The 16291-nt window shown below is 59.4% G+C and carries 12 protein-coding genes and 2 tRNA genes; 3 read left to right on the plus strand and 11 right to left on the minus strand.

The genetic code is table 11. The features are described from left to right. Window positions 1–26: 26 nt before the first annotated feature. The gene (ggt, locus tag HKK53_RS25660) at window positions 27–1859 is read right to left on the minus strand and encodes a gamma-glutamyltransferase (RefSeq protein ID WP_169373083.1); all 1833 of its coding nucleotides are present in this window, start codon (window positions 1857–1859) and stop codon (window positions 27–29) included. 166 nt (window positions 1860–2025) lie between these two features. Between ggt and HKK53_RS25665 the strand changes: the two genes are divergently transcribed. Next, on the plus strand, window positions 2026–3135 hold the full coding sequence (locus HKK53_RS25665) for a DUF2817 domain-containing protein (protein ID WP_169373084.1): 1110 nt from the start codon (window positions 2026–2028) through the stop codon (window positions 3133–3135). Between the two features lie 66 nt (window positions 3136–3201). On the opposite strand, the gene HKK53_RS25670 is transcribed toward HKK53_RS25665, so the two are convergent. Both HKK53_RS25670 and HKK53_RS25675 read right to left on the minus strand, forming a co-directional pair. Beyond that, a tRNA-Met gene (locus HKK53_RS25670) sits at window positions 3202–3278 on the minus strand. A 116-nt stretch (window positions 3279–3394) separates the two neighbouring features. Beyond that, a complete protein-coding gene (locus tag HKK53_RS25675) occupies window positions 3395–5452 on the minus strand; it encodes a methyl-accepting chemotaxis protein (RefSeq protein WP_169373085.1) in 2058 nt (685 codons plus the stop codon). A gap of 334 nt (window positions 5453–5786) precedes the next feature. Here HKK53_RS25675 and HKK53_RS25680 point away from each other — a divergent pair, with 334 nt between their 5' ends. Then, window positions 5787–7004, plus strand: coding sequence for an MFS transporter (locus HKK53_RS25680; protein WP_169373086.1), 1218 nt, complete (start codon window positions 5787–5789; stop codon window positions 7002–7004). Between the two features lie 75 nt (window positions 7005–7079). On the opposite strand, the gene aceE is transcribed toward HKK53_RS25680, so the two are convergent. Further along, a complete protein-coding gene (gene aceE / locus HKK53_RS25685) occupies window positions 7080–9749 on the minus strand; it encodes a pyruvate dehydrogenase (acetyl-transferring), homodimeric type (RefSeq protein ID WP_169373087.1) in 2670 nt (889 codons plus the stop codon). A gap of 171 nt (window positions 9750–9920) precedes the next feature. Between aceE and HKK53_RS25690 the strand changes: the two genes are divergently transcribed. Further along, window positions 9921–10373, plus strand: coding sequence for a MarR family winged helix-turn-helix transcriptional regulator (locus tag HKK53_RS25690; protein WP_169373088.1), 453 nt, complete (start codon window positions 9921–9923; stop codon window positions 10371–10373). A gap of 11 nt (window positions 10374–10384) precedes the next feature. Here HKK53_RS25690 and HKK53_RS25695 read toward each other — a convergent pair whose 3' ends face one another. The 7 genes from HKK53_RS25695 to ispE form a co-directional block, all read right to left on the minus strand. Then, the gene (locus HKK53_RS25695) at window positions 10385–11503 is read right to left on the minus strand and encodes a transketolase-like TK C-terminal-containing protein (RefSeq protein WP_169373089.1); all 1119 of its coding nucleotides are present in this window, start codon (window positions 11501–11503) and stop codon (window positions 10385–10387) included. Between the two features lie 215 nt (window positions 11504–11718). Then, window positions 11719–12819: a redox-regulated ATPase YchF gene (gene ychF, locus HKK53_RS25700; protein ID WP_133840247.1), complete on the minus strand. Its 1101-nt coding sequence runs from the start codon at window positions 12817–12819 to the stop codon at window positions 11719–11721. 22 nt (window positions 12820–12841) lie between these two features. Further along, window positions 12842–13426, minus strand: a complete 585-nt coding sequence (gene pth, locus HKK53_RS25705) for an aminoacyl-tRNA hydrolase (protein WP_008153430.1) — start codon at window positions 13424–13426, stop codon at window positions 12842–12844. Between the two features lie 170 nt (window positions 13427–13596). Next, the gene (locus HKK53_RS25710) at window positions 13597–14199 is read right to left on the minus strand and encodes a 50S ribosomal protein L25/general stress protein Ctc (protein ID WP_169374293.1); all 603 of its coding nucleotides are present in this window, start codon (window positions 14197–14199) and stop codon (window positions 13597–13599) included. A 141-nt stretch (window positions 14200–14340) separates the two neighbouring features. Next, entirely contained in the window at window positions 14341–15282 is a 942-nt protein-coding gene (locus HKK53_RS25715; protein WP_003208392.1) for a ribose-phosphate pyrophosphokinase, read from the minus strand. Between the two features lie 46 nt (window positions 15283–15328). After that, window positions 15329–15403 (minus strand) — tRNA-Gln (locus HKK53_RS25720). Window positions 15404–15439: 36 nt separating this feature from the next. Further along, a complete protein-coding gene (gene ispE, locus HKK53_RS25725; protein ID WP_169374294.1) occupies window positions 15440–16291 on the minus strand; it encodes a 4-(cytidine 5'-diphospho)-2-C-methyl-D-erythritol kinase in 852 nt (283 codons plus the stop codon).

Below are 16291 nucleotides of genomic sequence, written 5' to 3' on the forward strand. Positions count from 1 at the left end.
AGCCTTTTCTCATTTCAGCGTACGACTCAATCCCCCAACGCCTCCCCCTCACGCCGCGGATCCGCCCCTCCCGCCAACGAAGCTTTCCCCTGCGCATCCTTGACCCGAACAATCGCCTGGGTCCCGCTGGTCATATCAATCTCATTTACCACATGCCCTTTGTCCTTCAACGCCTGAATCAACGCCGGACTGAACTGCCCCTGTTCCAGTTCGGTCGGGCCGTTGCGGCTGCCGAAGTTGGGCAGGCTGATGGCGGCTTGCGGGTCGAGGTTCCAGTCGAGCAGGCCGATGGTGGATTTGGCGACGTATTCGATGATCTGCGAGCCGCCGGGGGAGCCGACGGTGGCGAGGAATTCGCCGCTCTGGCGGTCGAAGATCAGGGTCGGCGCCATGGATGAGCGTGGGCGTTTGCCGGGTTCGACGCGGTTGGCGACTTTCTGCCCGTTCTCTTCGGGGATGAATGAGAAGTCGGTCATCTGGTTATTAAGCATGAAGCCCTGGACCATCAGGTGCGAGCCGAATGCGGATTCGACGGTGGTGGTCATGGACACTGCGCCGCCTTCGTCATCGACCGCCACCACTTGCGAAGTGGAGATGCGCAGGGGCGAGCGGTCCGGTGCGTAGGCGACTTGAATGCCCGGCGGTGTGCCGGGTTTAGCCGAGCCCATGCTGCGGTCACCGATCAGCGCGGCGCGGCTGGCCAGGTAGGTCGGGTCGACCAGGCCTTTGACCGGCACTGGCACGAAGTCGGTGTCGGCCACGTACTGCGCGCGGTCGGCGTAGGCCAGGCGTTCGGCTTCGGAGATCAGGTGCACGGCTTCTGGCGCTGGCTCGATGCCTGCCGGTTTGTCCGTCTTCAGCGGTTTGAGCGGCGCCAGGGCAAAGCGCGGGTCGCGGGTTTCCAGGGCCTGCAAGGTGCCGAGGATCTGCGCCACGGCAATCCCGCCCGACGACGGTGGCGGCATGCCGCAGACCTGCCAGCGTTTGTAGTCGGTGCACAGCGGCGCGCGCTCCTTGGCCTTGTAACCTTGAAGATCGTTCAGCGACAGGCTGCCCGGGTTTTTATGACCCTGAACCTTGGCGACGATTTCTTCGGCAACCGGCCCTTTGTACAACGCGTCGGGACCTTCCTGCGCGATGCGTTTCAGCACCGCGGCCAGCGCCGGATTCTTCAGTGGCGTACCGACGGCTTTCGGGCTGCCATCGGCATTCAGGAAGTACGCCATCATGTCCGGCGAACGCTGCATCGACGAGTCAGATGCAATCAACTGATGCAAACGTGGTGAGATCGCAAAGCCATTTTCCGCAAGTTTGATCGCCGGCTCGAACAGCTTCGCCCAGGGCAGGCGTCCGTGTTTCTGATGGGCCAATTCAAGGGCCCGCAACACCCCCGGCGTCCCTACTGAGCGACCACCGATTTGCGCCTGGGTGAACGGCATCGGTGTGCCATCGGCTTGCAGGAAAAGTTTCTCGGTGGCGCCGGACGGAGCCGTTTCCCGACCGTCATACGTGCGCACAGCTTTTCCGTCCCACAGCACGATCAGCGCACCACCGCCGATGCCCGACGATTGCGGTTCCACCAGGGTCAACACCGCTTGCATCGCAATGGCCGCATCAATGGCCGAACCGCCCTGACGCAGCATCTCCCGCCCGGCCTCGGCCGCCAGCGGATTGGCCGCGGCCGCCATGTGTTTCGAGGCGTAGCGGGTTTGCAGGTCGGTGCGATACCCCGAGGCGGCTTCTGGCGCCAGGGGCAAGGTTGAAGTGGGCGGGGCGTTACAGGCGGCGAGGGTTAATGCGGTAGCGATCAGCGACAGGGCTGACAGGCGATAGCGGCTCAATGGGAAGGCTGAGAACACGCGGGGCACTCCGTCCGTGGGATAAAAGATCCGCAGACTTTATCGGCCGACAGGGTACGACGTAAACCTCGTCCGACAGCCACGACACTTTTGTCCTTCATCAGTGGGCGAGTTTTCTGTAGGGTCGAAGGCAATACAGCGGCCAGAAAACCAACAAGAGGCACACATGCAGAGCGAGTTTCCTACCCAGCCAAGTTACCGTGGGCAACGTGAACAATTTCTCGCGGCGGCCACTGCAGCCGGGGCGACGTTGACCGAGTATCCGCATCCGCTTAAAGGGCCGTTCGGTGAATCGTTGAGCACCGATGTCGCGGTGCTCGGCGATCCCCACGCCAAGCGCCTGTTGATCGCGCTGAGCGGCACCCATGGGGTTGAAGGCTTCTACGGCTCGGGATGTCAGATCAAATGGCTGCAGGATTTGGGCAAGCGTTCGCTGCCGGCGGATGTCGCAGTGGTGATGATCCATCTGATCAACCCGTGGGGCACGGCGTGGCTGCGTCGGGTCAACGAAGACAACATCGATCTGAACCGCAATCACCTGAACTTCGAGCGACCGCTGCCGGATAACCAAGCCTACGGGTTGCTGCATGAAATCTATGCCTGCACGGAGTTGCACGGCCCCGAGCGTGATCGCGCCGATGCCTTGCTCGAGGCGCAGATCAATGAACATGGCTGGCCGGCGGTGATGTCGATTGTCGAGGGCGGGCAGCACAGTCACGCGGACGGTTTGTTCTATGGCGGCCTGGCACCGAGCTGGTCGAACTGCACGTTGCACCAGATCATTCAGAAGCACGTTGCTCACGCCGACGTCGCGATGTGCTTCGACTTGCACACCGGGGCGGGGGAGTACGGTCATCCGATGCTGCTGACCATTACCGAAGCGGCGTACCCGGCCCTGGAAGATGCGCAAGCGATTTACGGCCCATGGCTCTACACCTTGCACACCGGCGCCAACACCACGAGCGAAACCGGGGTAGCGGCGACCGCGACGGGTTATACGTCGCAGGCGTTGCTCAATGCTTTGCCACAGGTGCGGCTGATGCCGTTTGTGATCGAGTGCGGGACGTATCCGGGGGCGGAGGTTCATCGGCATTTGCGCGATGACCACTGGCTGCATCTGCATGGCAATCCGAGTGATGCCGTTGGGCGCGGGATCAAACTCAATCTGCTGGAGCAGTTCTATCCCGCCGACAGTGACTGGCAGGCCATGGTCTGGCTGCGCACCTGGCAGATTTGGGAACGCGGCTTGTCTGCATTGTCGACGTTACGTGCCTGATTTGATCGGCACTTTTCTCGAGGCATAAAAAAACGGCCTACCTTTCGGTAAGCCGTTTTTAGTACTTGGTGGCTACACAGGGACTTGAACCCCGGACCCCAGCATTATGAATGCTATGCTCTAACCAACTGAGCTATGTAGCCAAGTGGCGCGCATTATTCACCTGGAACGCAGATGCGTCAAGCGTAAATTTAAAATATTTCTCCACACTTTCAACCGGTTATCGTCCTGGCCCGAAAAAACGGGGCAGGGCAGGGCATCAACTGAGCTGAAATCTCCCGGTATTCGCGCTCAAGGCCTTGCTGCCCTGGCTCAAGGTGTCTGCCGCGAGGTTCACGGCCCGCGCGCCTTCCAGCAACCTGACGGCGGCCTGATCGACCTGCTGGATATTGCCGCTGACTTCATCCGCCGTGCTTGCTTGCTCTTCGACGGCGGTGGCGATTTGCGCCAGGGTGTCGGTAACGCTTTGCACGGCACTGGCGATTTCCCCCAGGCGTGCGCCCAGGCCCGTGACGGCTTGCGCGTCGGTCTGAGCCTGGCCGCAAGCGGCTTCCATCAGGGTCACTGCTTCATTCACCGTGCTGCGCAGGCTGTCGACGGTGCTGGCGATCTGCGCGGTGGAAGACTGGGTGCGCTGGGACAGACTGCGTACTTCATCCGCCACCACGGCAAACCCGCGACCCTGCTCACCGGCACGAGCCGCTTCGATGGCCGCGTTGAGCGCCAACAGGTTGGTCTGCTCGGCGACGCCGCGAATGGTGTCGACCACCAATTGAATCTGTTGCCCTTGTTCACTGACCCGGCCCAAGGCCGCCGCCGTGTCGTTGAGCCGCTGATTGAGTTGCTGAATGCTCGCCGTCGTGCGTTGGCTGTCGCGGCTGCTGTCGGCGGCGATGCGCTGGGTGTGCTGGGCGCTGCCGGACGCCTGTTCGCAGCTCTGGGCGACCCCTTGCGAGGTGGCAGCCAATTGCGTGGCTGCGGCGGCGATCTGGCTGATCTGGATTTGCTGGGCCTCGACTTCACCCAGCGCGCCGCTGGAGTGATCGTTGAGGGTGCGCACGGCGTTGCTCAACTGCAAAGTCTCGTGATCGACCCCGAGCAAACTATTGCGCAACTGCACAACGGCGACGTTGAGCGCGGTGCTGATCGCCGCCAGTTCGTCGCGACCCTGCACCGGCACTTGCAGGCTCAGGTTGCCGTCACGCAAGGCTTCGGCCAGCACCGTGATGCCGCTGGCGCTGCGGCGGATCGAGGCCTGCAAGCACACGAACAGGTACAGCGCGGCCAACAGCAGGCAACCAAAGATCGTCGCCACCAGGATGAATTGGCGGATGGCCGAGGTGTGGTAGTAATCCAGGCGTTGATCCAGCGACACCAGCGATTGCTGGCGCAGTGAAGCGAGGTCGGTGAGCAGCGCATCGAGGTTGCGTTCGAAGTCTTCCGGCTTGAGGTTGATGCTGCCGCCGAACACGCCATCATCGAGGACCTTCAAGGTGCCATCGAGATGCTTGAGGCTGTCATGGTATTGCCCGGCCCAGGTTTGCAGGGCGCTGGGCAGGCGTGCTTCGAGCAGGCTAGCCGTTTTCACAAGCTGCTCCCGGGCATCACCGATGCGACCACGCAGATCCCGCAGTTGCAGTCGGCTCTGCAAGGTGAACTGGCCTGACACCACTGACGCCTGGCCGACCGCGGCAAGCCGTCCGACTCGCTCAATCAGGTCCGGCGCGTGCTGGGTAGAAATCTGCGTCAGCAAATAGGTTTCCAGCCACGGCGCCAGGGTCAGGCGGTTGTCCATGGCGATCTGTTCGCGCAACGCTTGCAGGGCGCTCAAGGCGTTGGTGAAGCGATCGTAACCGTCCGGCCACCAGCCGACGCTGCTCAGGCTTTTCGAATCGAGGCCGTTGAGGGCGGTTTGCAGGGCTTGATAGCGGGTCAGGGTTTCACCCTCGGCGCCTTCGGTTTTCAACGCGTTGCCCAAGTCCGTGGTGGCTTGGGCGACGGCGGGCTGCACGGCGTCAAACGCGCCCATGGCGGCGATGGTGGCCGGGGTCGGCTGGCGATTGGTTTCGGTGGCGCGCCAACGGGCCGCGCGGTCACGCTGGGCGGCGAGCAGATTGTCCAGCGCATCCAGAGCCAGTAATTGCCGAACCCCGGCACGTTCGCCGGAAATGAGCTGCAGTTTGTCCCGATAATCCTGGCCGATCATCCACAGGCTGCCGGCCAGCGGCAGGATAAACAGCAAAAACAGCAACTGAAATTTGCGCGCGAAGCCAAAACGCCCCAGCAGCCCGATCCCCGGTGATAAAAAAGCCTGCATGCCCCATGACTCCTCTGGACACCACGCACCATTGGCGTGCGTCGTGGCCGTTGCGACCGCGACTCGTGCCCTTTTAAAAGGCCTCGAAAGTTCACCCTCGCCAGCTCTGTAGGCCGACTCTGTAGCGAAACTTCCCATTCTCGATCCCCTTTGTAAGGGGGCCGCGTTGAAGGGGATAAACAAGGCAAGATTTAGACCATGGCGTTGCGCTATCACCCACTCTTCGGATGAATGTCGAAGTCGTTAGCAGGCTAAGGGGATGGCGCTGTTGCACTGAAAAATGGCACATTGGCGCACCTGCCCGTGTGCACCCCTCTGTAGTACGGAAATTCCCATGGCTATCAGCAATGCCCAGACCGGCAGTACGCCGGCATCCGCGACTCCGCAAAGCAGTCCTTTAGTCATGCGCATCATCGGCGCCGTAGCGCTGGCGCATTTGATCAACGACCTGATTCAGTCGGTGCTGCCGTCGATTTATCCGATGCTCAAGGCCAATTATGGCCTGACCTTTACCCAGGTCGGCCTGATTACCCTGACGTTCCAACTGACGGCTTCGTTGCTGCAACCCTGGGTCGGTTACTACACCGATCGCCATCCCAAGCCGTGGCTGTTGCCCGCCGGGACGGTGTGCACATTGATCGGCATCTTGATGATGTCAGAGGTGGGCAGTTTTCCGATGATTCTGCTGGCGGCGGGGTTGATCGGAATTGGCTCCTCGACCTTTCACCCGGAAGCTTCGCGCGTGGCGCGACTGGCGTCGGGCGGGCGTTTCGGCCTGGCGCAATCGACCTTTCAGGTCGGTGGTAACGCCGGCTCGGCGTTCGGCCCTTTGCTGGCTGCGGCGATCATCATTCCCTACGGTCAGGGGCATGTCGCGTGGTTCGGGCTGTTCGCGGTGTTTGCGCTGTTCGTGCTGTACCGCATCAGCCGCTGGTACGCCAATCACTTGAACCTGTTCAAGCTCAAGCAAGGTCAGGCGGCAACTCACGGTCTGTCGAAAAACCGGGTGATCGGCGCACTGGTGGTACTGGGCTTGCTGGTGTTCTCCAAGTATTTCTACATGGCCAGTTTCACCAGTTATTTCACCTTCTACCTGATCGAGAAATTCGACCTGTCGGTGGCCAGTTCACAGCTGCACCTGTTCCTGTTCCTCGGTGCGGTGGCGGCGGGGACCTTCTTCGGTGGGCCGATTGGCGACAAGATCGGGCGTAAGGCGGTGATCTGGTTCTCGATCCTCGGGGTTGCGCCGTTCACCCTGATCCTGCCCCATGTCGACCTGTTCTGGACCAGTATTCTGAGCGTGGTGATCGGCTTCATCCTGGCCTCGGCGTTCTCCGCGATCGTGGTCTACGCGCAGGAGTTGGTGCCGGGCAATGTCGGGATGATTGCCGGGGTGTTCTTCGGCCTGATGTTCGGTTTTGGCGGGATTGGCGCGGCGCTGCTGGGGCATCTGGCGGACGTCCGCGGGATTGAATACGTGTACTTCCTGTGTTCGTTCCTGCCGCTGTTCGGGGTGTTGGCGATCTTCCTGCCGAGAACCAAGAAGCCCTGACCGCTTCTACAGGTGACGTCAGGCACAAAAAAGCCGCGTATCAAACGCGGCTTTTTCTTGGGCGGGTGAGTGCTGTCAGACTTTGGCGGGATTCTGTTTCTCCGGATCGATCCCGTACAGGGCAATGGCTTCGGCCACTTTTTCCCTCGGTAACGTGCCTTCATCGGCCAACGCTTTCAACGCGGCTACCGCAATAAAGTGCCGATCGACCTCGAAAAACTTGCGCAGTGATTCGCGCGTATCCGACTGCCCGAAGCCATCGGTGCCCAGCGCGACGAAGCGCCGCTTGGGAACGAACGGCCGGATCTGGTCGGCGAATATCTTCATGTAGTCGGTCGCGACCACCACCGGGCCTGGCTTGTCCTGCAAGCAACGTTCAACATGTCCGATGCGTTGCGTCTCTTGCGGGTGCAGCAGGTTCCAGCGCTCGACTTCCTGACCTTCCCGACGCAGTTCGGTCAGGCTCGTCACGCTCCATACCTCGCTGCTGACGCCGAAATCCGTCTCCAGCAATTGCGCGGCGGCGATGACTTCCAACAGGATCGAACCGCAGCCCATCAGTTGCACATGCTTGCCTTCGGCCGGGGTGCCGCTGGCCGAGAGCGGGTACATCCCCTTGAGAATGCCTTGTTCGGCACCTTCCGGCATGTCCGGGTGCGCGTAGTTTTCGTTGAGCAGCGTGATGTAGTAATAGATGTCCTCGTTGTCGACATACATGCGGCGCATGCCGTCCTGGATGATCACGGCCAGTTCGTAGGCGTAGGTCGGATCGTAGGATAAGCAGCACGGCACGGTCGAAGACAGCACATGGCTGTGGCCATCATCGTGTTGCAACCCTTCGCCCATCAGGGTGGTACGACCTGAGGTAGCGCCGAGCAGAAAGCCCCGGGCCCGAGCATCACCGGCGGCCCAGGCAAGGTCGCCGACTCGCTGGAAGCCGAACATCGAATAGAAAATGTAGAAGGGCACCATCGTCACGCCGTGGTTGCTGTACGACGTGCTGGCCGCTATCCAGGAGGAGATCGCGCCGGATTCGTTCAGGCCTTCCTGCATGATCTGCCCGTCCCGGGCCTCTTTGTAATAACTCAGTTGGCCGGCATCCTGAGGGGTATACAGTTGGCCGACGTGGGAGTGAATGCCGATCTGGCGGAACAGGCTTTCCATGCCGAAGGTGCGGGATTCGTCGGGGACGATGGGCACGATCACTTTGCCGATATTCGGGTCCTTGAGCAGGGTCCCAAGGATTCGCACGAACGCCATGGTGGTGGAGATCTCACGCTGGCCAGTCCCTTTGAGCTGGGTGCCCATTATCGATAATGGCGGGATCTGCAGCGGCTGCGCGACACTGACGCGTTCTGGAATGTAGCCACCCAGATGAGTGCGCCGGGCCTGCAGATAGCGCGCTTCGACGCTGTCCTCGGCAGGCTTGAGATAAGGCATTTCACTCAATTGATCGTCAGTGATTTCCAGCGAGAAGCGATCGCGGAAGGCTCTGATCGCATCCTCGCCCATCTTCTTCAGTTGGTGGTTGATGTTCTGGCCTTCACCCGCTTCACCCATGCCAAACCCTTTGACGGTCTTGGCCAGAATAACGCTTGGCCCGCCGGTGTGGCGCATGGCGGCGGCGTAGGCGTTGTAGACTTTTTCCGGGTCGTGACCGCCGCGGGAAAGCTTCCAGATTTCATCGTCGCTGAGGTCGCTGACCAGCGCCAGCAGCTCGGGGTATTTGCCGAAGAAATGTTCGCGTACGTAGGCACCGTTCTGGGATTTGTAGTTTTGATATTCGCCGTCGACGCATTCCATCATGCGCTGGCGCAGCAGGCCGCTTTTGTCCTTGTCCAGCAAGGCATCCCAGCCACCACCCCAGATAACCTTGATTACATTCCAGCCGGCTGCGCGGTACAGGCTTTCGAATTCCTGGATCACTTTGGCGTTGCCGCGCACCGGACCGTCGAGGCGCTGCAAGTTGCAGTTGACGACGAAGATGATGTTGTCGAGTTTTTCCCGGCCCGCCAGGGAAATCGCCGCCAGGGATTCCGGTTGATCCATCTCTCCGTCGCCCAGGAATGCCCAGACTTTGCGACCCTGGTGTTCCTTCAGGCCGCGATCCTCGAGATAGCGCATGAAGCGCGCCTGATAAGCCGCGGTGATCGGCCCCAGACCCATGGATACGGTGGGGAACTGCCAGAAGTCGGGCATCAGCCGAGGGTGAGGATAGGACGACACGCCATCACGATCCGTCTCGCGGCGGAAGTTATCCAGTTGTTCCTCGCTCAGGCGACCCTCAAGGTAGGCGCGGCCGTAAATACCCGGCGAGGAGTGGCCCTGGATGTACACCATGTCGCCCCCGAACTGCTCGGTTCGGCCACGGAAGAAATGTTCGAAACCGACGTCATAGAGGACGGCGGCCGAGGCATAGGAGGCAATGTGTCCGCCCACGTTCGAGTGCTTGCCGGCGCGCAGCACCATGGCCAGGGCATTCCAGCGGATGTAGGCGTTGATCCGTCGTTCCACGATCAGATCGCCGGGATAGGGTTGCTGGCGGTCCACCGCAACGGTGTTCACGTAGGGCGTGGTGACTCGCCCGTAAAAGTCGCCATGTTGGGCAACATCGAAGTCCAGCAACTGGTCGATCAGGTAATGGGCTCGAGGGCGGCCTTCGACGCTCAGAACCGATTCAATGGATTCGAGCCATTCGCGAGTTTCTTGTGGATCCTCGTCGAGAAACATGGATTGTTGTGCCATCGTCGTCTCCTGGAAAGTGCAGCGGGAGCACCGCGCGTTCGGTACTTGGCGAGGGGAGCAGTTGGCGCCAATCCCTCGGCATGCATGTAGTTGCAATTGCAACCATGTGCGGAATTTATCGTGCTGCGCGTTACAATTGCAACTAAATCGATTTCATTGGAAGGGTGCAGCATGTCTTCAACCGAGCCGGATACCTGGTTCAGATTCGTCAGGGCGCATCGGTGCCTGATACGGGAAATCGAGCGCCGCCTGGCCGCGGCCGGGCTCCCTGTTTACGCTTGGTACGATGCGTTGTGGGGCTTGGAAAGCGGCCCCAATGGCACCCGACGCATGAATGAACTGGCCGATGTAATGGCCATCGAACGCTACAACCTCACACGTCTGATCGATCGTCTTGAGGCGGAGGGTCTGGTCGAGCGCAGCCGTGCCAGCGATGACGGCCGGGGTGCCTATGCCGCCATCACCGAGAGCGGCAAAGTGTTGCGCAAAAAGATGTGGCTGATTTACGAAGGCGCCGTCGATGAGTTGTTTCTGGCGCAATTCGACGATGCGCAACAACGCTTCTTCAGTGAAGCCCTGGAACGCGCGGCCAGTGCCGCTCGAAACAGTGCTCGGACGGGGTAAGGCTGTAGGGTTCATTGCAACTGATAACGCTGCATCGCCTGCTCGACAAACGCTTGGGGGACCTTGTCTTCCCGGGCCAGGGCTTGCAGCGCCAAGGTGACAATCCAGCGTTTATCCACCGTTTGGCCCGACGTCGGTTCGGCCGGCAGGCAGACGGTCGAGTCGGCACCGAGCGCCACGAAACGCGAGGTGATGTGCGCACCGATCTGCTCGGCCACATGCTGTGCATAACCAGTCACTGCAATGACTGGGGAATCCTCGGCATTCAGGCATTCGCACAGATGCGAGGAGCGCCGGGGCACGCCCGGATGCATTCGACTCCAGCGTTGTGCGCTATCGGCATCCCTCGCCAGGCGTGTGTAGCTGGGGCAACTCCACAGTTCGCTGGCCACGCCCCAATCCTCGCGCAGCATTCGCGCCGCTGAAATCACCGCGCGCAGGGCAAGCCCCGCGCCCAGCAGGCGCACCTTGGGCTGCCCGGCGTTGCCCTCGATTTCGCAGATTTTGTACATGCCTTTGAGTGCCTGGCTCGCGCTTTGGCTGCTCATGGGACCGGTGAAGTCAGTGGCTTCATCGTGCAGCGCCATGTAATAAAAGCCATGGCTGCCCTCGACATACAGGCTTCGCAAAGCAGCAATGGCTATGGCGCGGGCCTCGGCGCCACTGGCGGGGTCGAATGGCAAACATTGCGGGTTTGCGGCCAGCCACAGAGGAACCCAGGGGTGAGCGCCCTTTGGCCAAACCGTGGACAGCGTTTCAATGTCGTTGCAGACAATCCCGCGCTGAGCCGATTCGCTCGACACTGCGCAAAGCTCTGCCGATGTCGCGGAACTGGTCAGATACAACATAGGTTTTTCGCTGGCGCAGGCCTGTGGGCTGAAGCGTAATGGCCAGGCGCTGATGCGTGTGTGCGCTGTTTCAGCCGCCAGTGTCTGGTTGGCGCGCACCACCCAGACATTCTTCGCCGTATGCGGATCTCCTTCCAGGCGATCGGCAATGTCGATCATGGTGTAGAGCGGTGAAGTGCATTCTGCATAGGACTGATCGGCGAGCACCTGAATTTTTTCGATGCAGGCCTGGGCGGCCAGGCCGGTCTCCCGGGTCGTGCTGAAACTGGAAAAACCGATCATATTTCAAGTCGCTCCGTGCGGGCCGTCGTCGTTGCACCATACTGCACGCGTCAATGTGATTGCAAATGCAATGACATTTAGGTGGGCAATCGAGCCACTGGTTTCGTGTTGCTACGGAGAGAAATGCCGATCTTCAGGCGAAAAAAATCCCCGTGTCATCGAATGATCACGGGGATTTTTCAGTCTATCGAGTCCGTGTTAAACCACGGTCACCGTTAAACGTTGAAACGGAAGTGCATCACGTCGCCATCTTTGACGATGTAGTCCTTGCCTTCCAGACGCCATTTCCCGGCTTCTTTGGTGCCGGCTTCGCCCTTGTACTGGATGAAGTCGTCGTAGGCGATGACTTCGGCGCGGATGAAGCCTTTTTCGAAGTCGGTGTGGATCACGCCAGCGGCTTGTGGTGCGGTGGCACCGACGCGCACGGTCCAGGCGCGGACTTCTTCGACACCGGCGGTGAAGTAGGTCTGCAGGTGCAGCATCTCGTAGCCGGCGCGGATCACGCGGTTCAGGCCAGGCTCTTCGAGGCCCAGGGCTTCGAGGAACATGTCTTTCTCTTCACCGTCGTCCAGCTCGGCGATTTCGGCTTCGATCTTGTTGCAGACCGGAACCACCATGGCGCCTTCTTCTTCGGCGATGGCCTTGACGATGTCCAGCAGCGGGTTGTTCTCGAAACCGTCTTCAGCGACGTTGGCGATGTACATGACCGGCTTGGTGGTCAGCAGGTGGAAACCGCGAATCACCGCTTTGTCGTCGGCGTTCATGGTCTTCATCAAGGTGCGCGCAGGCTTGCCGAGGGTGAAGTGAGCGATCAACTGCTCCAGCAGGCCTTTCTGGACCACTGCATCCTTGTCGCCGCCCTTGGCGTTGCGCGCGACTTTCTGCAGTTGCTTCTCGCAGCTGTCGAGGTCAGCGAAGATCAGTTCCAGGTCGATGATCTCGATGTCGCGTTTCGGGTCGACGCTGTTGGAGACGTGAATCACGTTCTCGTCTTCGAAGCAGCGGACCACGTGGGCGATGGCATCGGTTTCACGGATGTTGGCGAGGAACTTGTTGCCCAGGCCTTCACCTTTCGACGCGCCAGCCACCAGGCCTGCGATGTCGACGAATTCCATGGTGGTCGGCAGGATGCGCTTCGGATTGACGATGGCTGCCAGGGCTTCCAGACGTGGATCCGGCATCGGTACGATACCGGTGTTCGGCTCGATGGTGCAGAAGGGGAAGTTCTCGGCCGCGATCCCGGATTTGGTCAAGGCGTTGAACAGGGTGGACTTGCCGACGTTAGGCAGGCCGACGATGCCGCAATTGAATCCCATGGTGTATCCCCTCGGATTAGAGTCAGGCCTTCTGGCTGTGCAGGTTTTTCATCGCGCGGTTCCATTCCCCGGCGAGGATATCCGGCAGCACGCCGAGGGCAAAGTCGATGCTGGCATCGAGTTTTTCCTGTTCGGCGCGTGGCGCACGACCCAGGACGAAATTTGAAACCATACTGGCAACGCCCGGGTGGCCAATGCCAAGCCGCAAGCGATGAAAGGTATTCTGATTGCCCAGTTGCGCGATGATGTCGCGCAACCCGTTGTGACCGCCATGGCCGCCGCCCTGCTTGAGCTTGGCAACGCCCGGAGGCAAATCGAGTTCGTCATGCGCCACGAGGATTTCTTCAGGCGTGATGCGGAAGAAACCGGCGAGTGCCGCCACGGCCTGGCCGCTACGGTTCATGTACGTGGTGGGAATCAGCAGACGAACATCCTGACCCTGGTGCGAATAACGCCCGGTCAGGCCGAAATATTTGCGATCGGCCACAAGGTTTACGCCTTGCGCGTTCGCGATGCGCTCAACAAAAAGGGCCCCTGCGTTATGCCGGGTCTGTTCGTATTCAGCGCCTGGATTTCCCAGGCCAACGATCAGTTTGATGGCAGTCACGATAGGGGCCCTTCCTTGGAGTGGTGGATAACATCGCCGCAATCAGGGAGTGCGGCGAAAGTGGACGACAAGTGCTCATTTACCATTATGTAAACTCCGCGTTCTCGCCCGCTTTCTCGCTACGTTCCAGTCCGCGATGTTACTTGATCACTCCGGCTTCACAGAGTGAATTACTCTGCTGCGCCTTCTTCGGTAGCTTCTGGAGCAACACGTGGAGCGTGGACGTTGGCAACAGCCTTGTCATCGCCGTGTGCCAGAGCAACAAACTCAACGCCTTTAGGGGCTTTGAGGTCGGACAAGTGAATGATCGCGCCGATTTCGGCGTCAGCCAGGTCGACTTCGATGAATTCAGGCAGGTCTTTTGGCAGACAGGTCACTTCGATTTCCGAAACAACGTGCGAAACTTCGCCGCCTTTCTTGATCGGAGCTTCTTCACCAACAAAGTGTACAGGCACGATAGCGGTCAGTTTCTGGCCAGCTACGACGCGTACGAAGTCAGCGTGCAACACGTGGCCTTTGGCCGGGTGACGCTGCAGGGCTTTGATGATTACGTTTTGCTTGGTGCCGCCAACGTTCAGCTCGATGATGTGGCTGTAAGCCGCTTCGTTTTCGAGCAGTTTGGCAACTTCTTTAGCCAGCATGCTGATGGATTCAGGGGCTTTTTCGCCACCGTAAACTACAGCTGGTACCAGGCTTGCGAGACGACGCAGGCGGCGGCTCGCACCTTTCCCCAGGTCGGAACGCACTTCAGCATTCAGAGTAAAATCGTTCATGTTGTATCTCCAAAATAACCACATTCGCCCCAGCGGTTGCGACCAGCGCTAAAGGCGATATGGGCAAAAAAGCCCCGCCCCGACAGGAATGCCGGGGCGGGGCGCTTTTCGTCAACGAGACATTCGAGAAGGGCAGGGCCCTTAGCGGAACATCGCGCTGATCGATTCTTCATTGCTGATGCGGCGGACCGCCTCGGCAACTACCGGCGCGATATCCAGTTGACGGATACGCGAGCAGGCTTGAGCAGCAGCGGACAACGGGATGGTGTTAGTCACCACCAGTTCGTCCAGCATGGAATTTTCGATGTTTTCGATCGCCCGACCGGACAGCACAGGGTGTGTGCAGTAGGCGAAAACCTTGGCAGCGCCATGCTCTTTCAGGGCCTTGGCCGCGTGACACAAAGTGCCGGCGGTATCGACCATGTCATCGACCAGAATACAGGTACGCCCTTCGACATCACCGATGATATGCATCACTTCAGAGTGATTGGCTTTCTCACGGCGTTTGTCGATGATCCCGAGATCCACGCCCAAGGATTTGGCAACAGCACGTGCACGCACGACGCCACCAATGTCCGGGGACACGATCATCAGGTTTTCGAAGCGCTGATCTTCAATGTCATCCACCAATACCGGGGAGCCGTAGATGTTATCTACCGGAATATCGAAGAAACCCTGGATTTGGTCAGCATGCAAATCAACCGTGAGAACACGATCGATGCCGACTACGGTAAGCATGTCAGCAACGACTTTCGCGCTGATAGCCACACGTGCGGAACGCGGACGGCGATCCTGACGGGCATAACCAAAGTAAGGAATAACAGCAGTGATACGAGTAGCCGAGGAGCGGCGGAAGGCATCAGCCATCACTACCAGTTCCATCAGGTTATCGTTGGTCGGAGCGCAAGTCGGCTGAATAATGAAGACATCTTTACCGCGGACGTTTTCATTGATCTCGGCAGTAATTTCGCCGTCGGAAAACTTACCGACAGAGATGTCACCGAGAGGGATATGCAGCTGACGTACAACACGCCGAGCCAGATCGGGGTTAGCGTTCCCCGTAAAGACCATCATCTTGGACACGCGCAGTACCTGAAGGCTGAGGGTAACCTGGATGAGTATAGGAAAATGGCAGGGGCGGCTGGATTCGAACCAACGCATGGCAGGATCAAAACCTGCTGCCTTACCGCTTGGCGACGCCCCTGTATCTGTTGCAACGATTACCCAGTAATCGATTCCTTTAGAGCAGTTTTTGCAGCTTGCGATGCAACATCGAAACGTTGCTTCCCTTTGCTACAAACCCTGTAAGGGTCTCTGTAAGAAGGGCCGAGACTTTATCAGCTTCAGCTTTGCTTGGGAAGCCCCCAAACACACAACTTCCAGTGCCGGTGAGTTTTGCTTCGGTAAATTTACCTAACAAATTCAATGCGTTACGTACCTCTGGATAACGCCTTGCTACTACCGGCAAGCAGTCATTTCGACTGTTTCCCTTGGGAACGGGGCGCACTTTAATGGGAGAAGAGTTACGTGTCAACAAAGGATCTGAAAAAATTTCTGCTGTACTTACAGATACTTGCGGTACGAGCACGAGATACCACGGTTCTTCGGGGTCTACGGGGGTCAGTTTCTCCCCGACACCCTCGGCAAAAGCCGCGTGGCCACGGACGAAAACCGGGACGTCGGCGCCCAGCGTCAGGCCCAGCACGGCCAGTCGATCCTCATCCCAGCCCAGCTGCCACAGGTGATTGAGGCCGAGCAAGGTCGTCGCGGCATTTGAACTGCCGCCGCCAATGCCGCCACCCATGGGCAGTATTTTTTCGATCCAGATGTCGATGCCGAGCGCACAACCGGATTGCTCCTGAAGTTTTTTTGCCGCTCGAACAATCAGATTGCTGTCGTGAGGTACGCCGTCAAATTCAGTGTGCAAACGAATCACACCGTCATCGCGCACGGCGAAGGTGATTTCATCACCATAATCGAGAAACTGAAAAATCGTCTGCAACTCGTGGTAACCGTCTTCACGGCGACCCAGAATGTGCAGCATCAGATTGAGTTTGGCCGGCGAGGGCAGCGTCAAGCGCGGAGCCGTCAT

Origin of the sequence: Pseudomonas sp. ADAK7, assembly GCF_012935675.1 — a bacterium.
Taxonomy (GTDB): domain Bacteria; phylum Pseudomonadota; class Gammaproteobacteria; order Pseudomonadales; family Pseudomonadaceae; genus Aquipseudomonas.

Coding starts and splice junctions, on each gene's coding strand:
- HKK53_RS25680 (WP_169373086.1), top strand. CDS start 5,787: ATGGCTATCAGCAATGCCCAGACCGGCAGTACGCCGGCATCCGCGACT.
- HKK53_RS25690 (WP_169373088.1), top strand. CDS start 9,921: ATGTCTTCAACCGAGCCGGATACCTGGTTCAGATTCGTCAGGGCGCAT.
- HKK53_RS25675 (WP_169373085.1), bottom strand. CDS start 5,452: ATGCAGGCTTTTTTATCACCGGGGATCGGGCTGCTGGGGCGTTTTGGC.
- aceE (WP_169373087.1), bottom strand. CDS start 9,749: ATGGCACAACAATCCATGTTTCTCGACGAGGATCCACAAGAAACTCGC.
- HKK53_RS25695 (WP_169373089.1), bottom strand. CDS start 11,503: ATGATCGGTTTTTCCAGTTTCAGCACGACCCGGGAGACCGGCCTGGCC.
- ychF (WP_133840247.1), bottom strand. CDS start 12,819: ATGGGATTCAATTGCGGCATCGTCGGCCTGCCTAACGTCGGCAAGTCC.
- HKK53_RS25710 (WP_169374293.1), bottom strand. CDS start 14,199: ATGAACGATTTTACTCTGAATGCTGAAGTGCGTTCCGACCTGGGGAAA.
- HKK53_RS25665 (WP_169373084.1), top strand. CDS start 2,026: ATGCAGAGCGAGTTTCCTACCCAGCCAAGTTACCGTGGGCAACGTGAA.
- ispE (WP_169374294.1), bottom strand. CDS start 16,291: ATGACGGCTCCGCGCTTGACGCTGCCCTCGCCGGCCAAACTCAATCTG.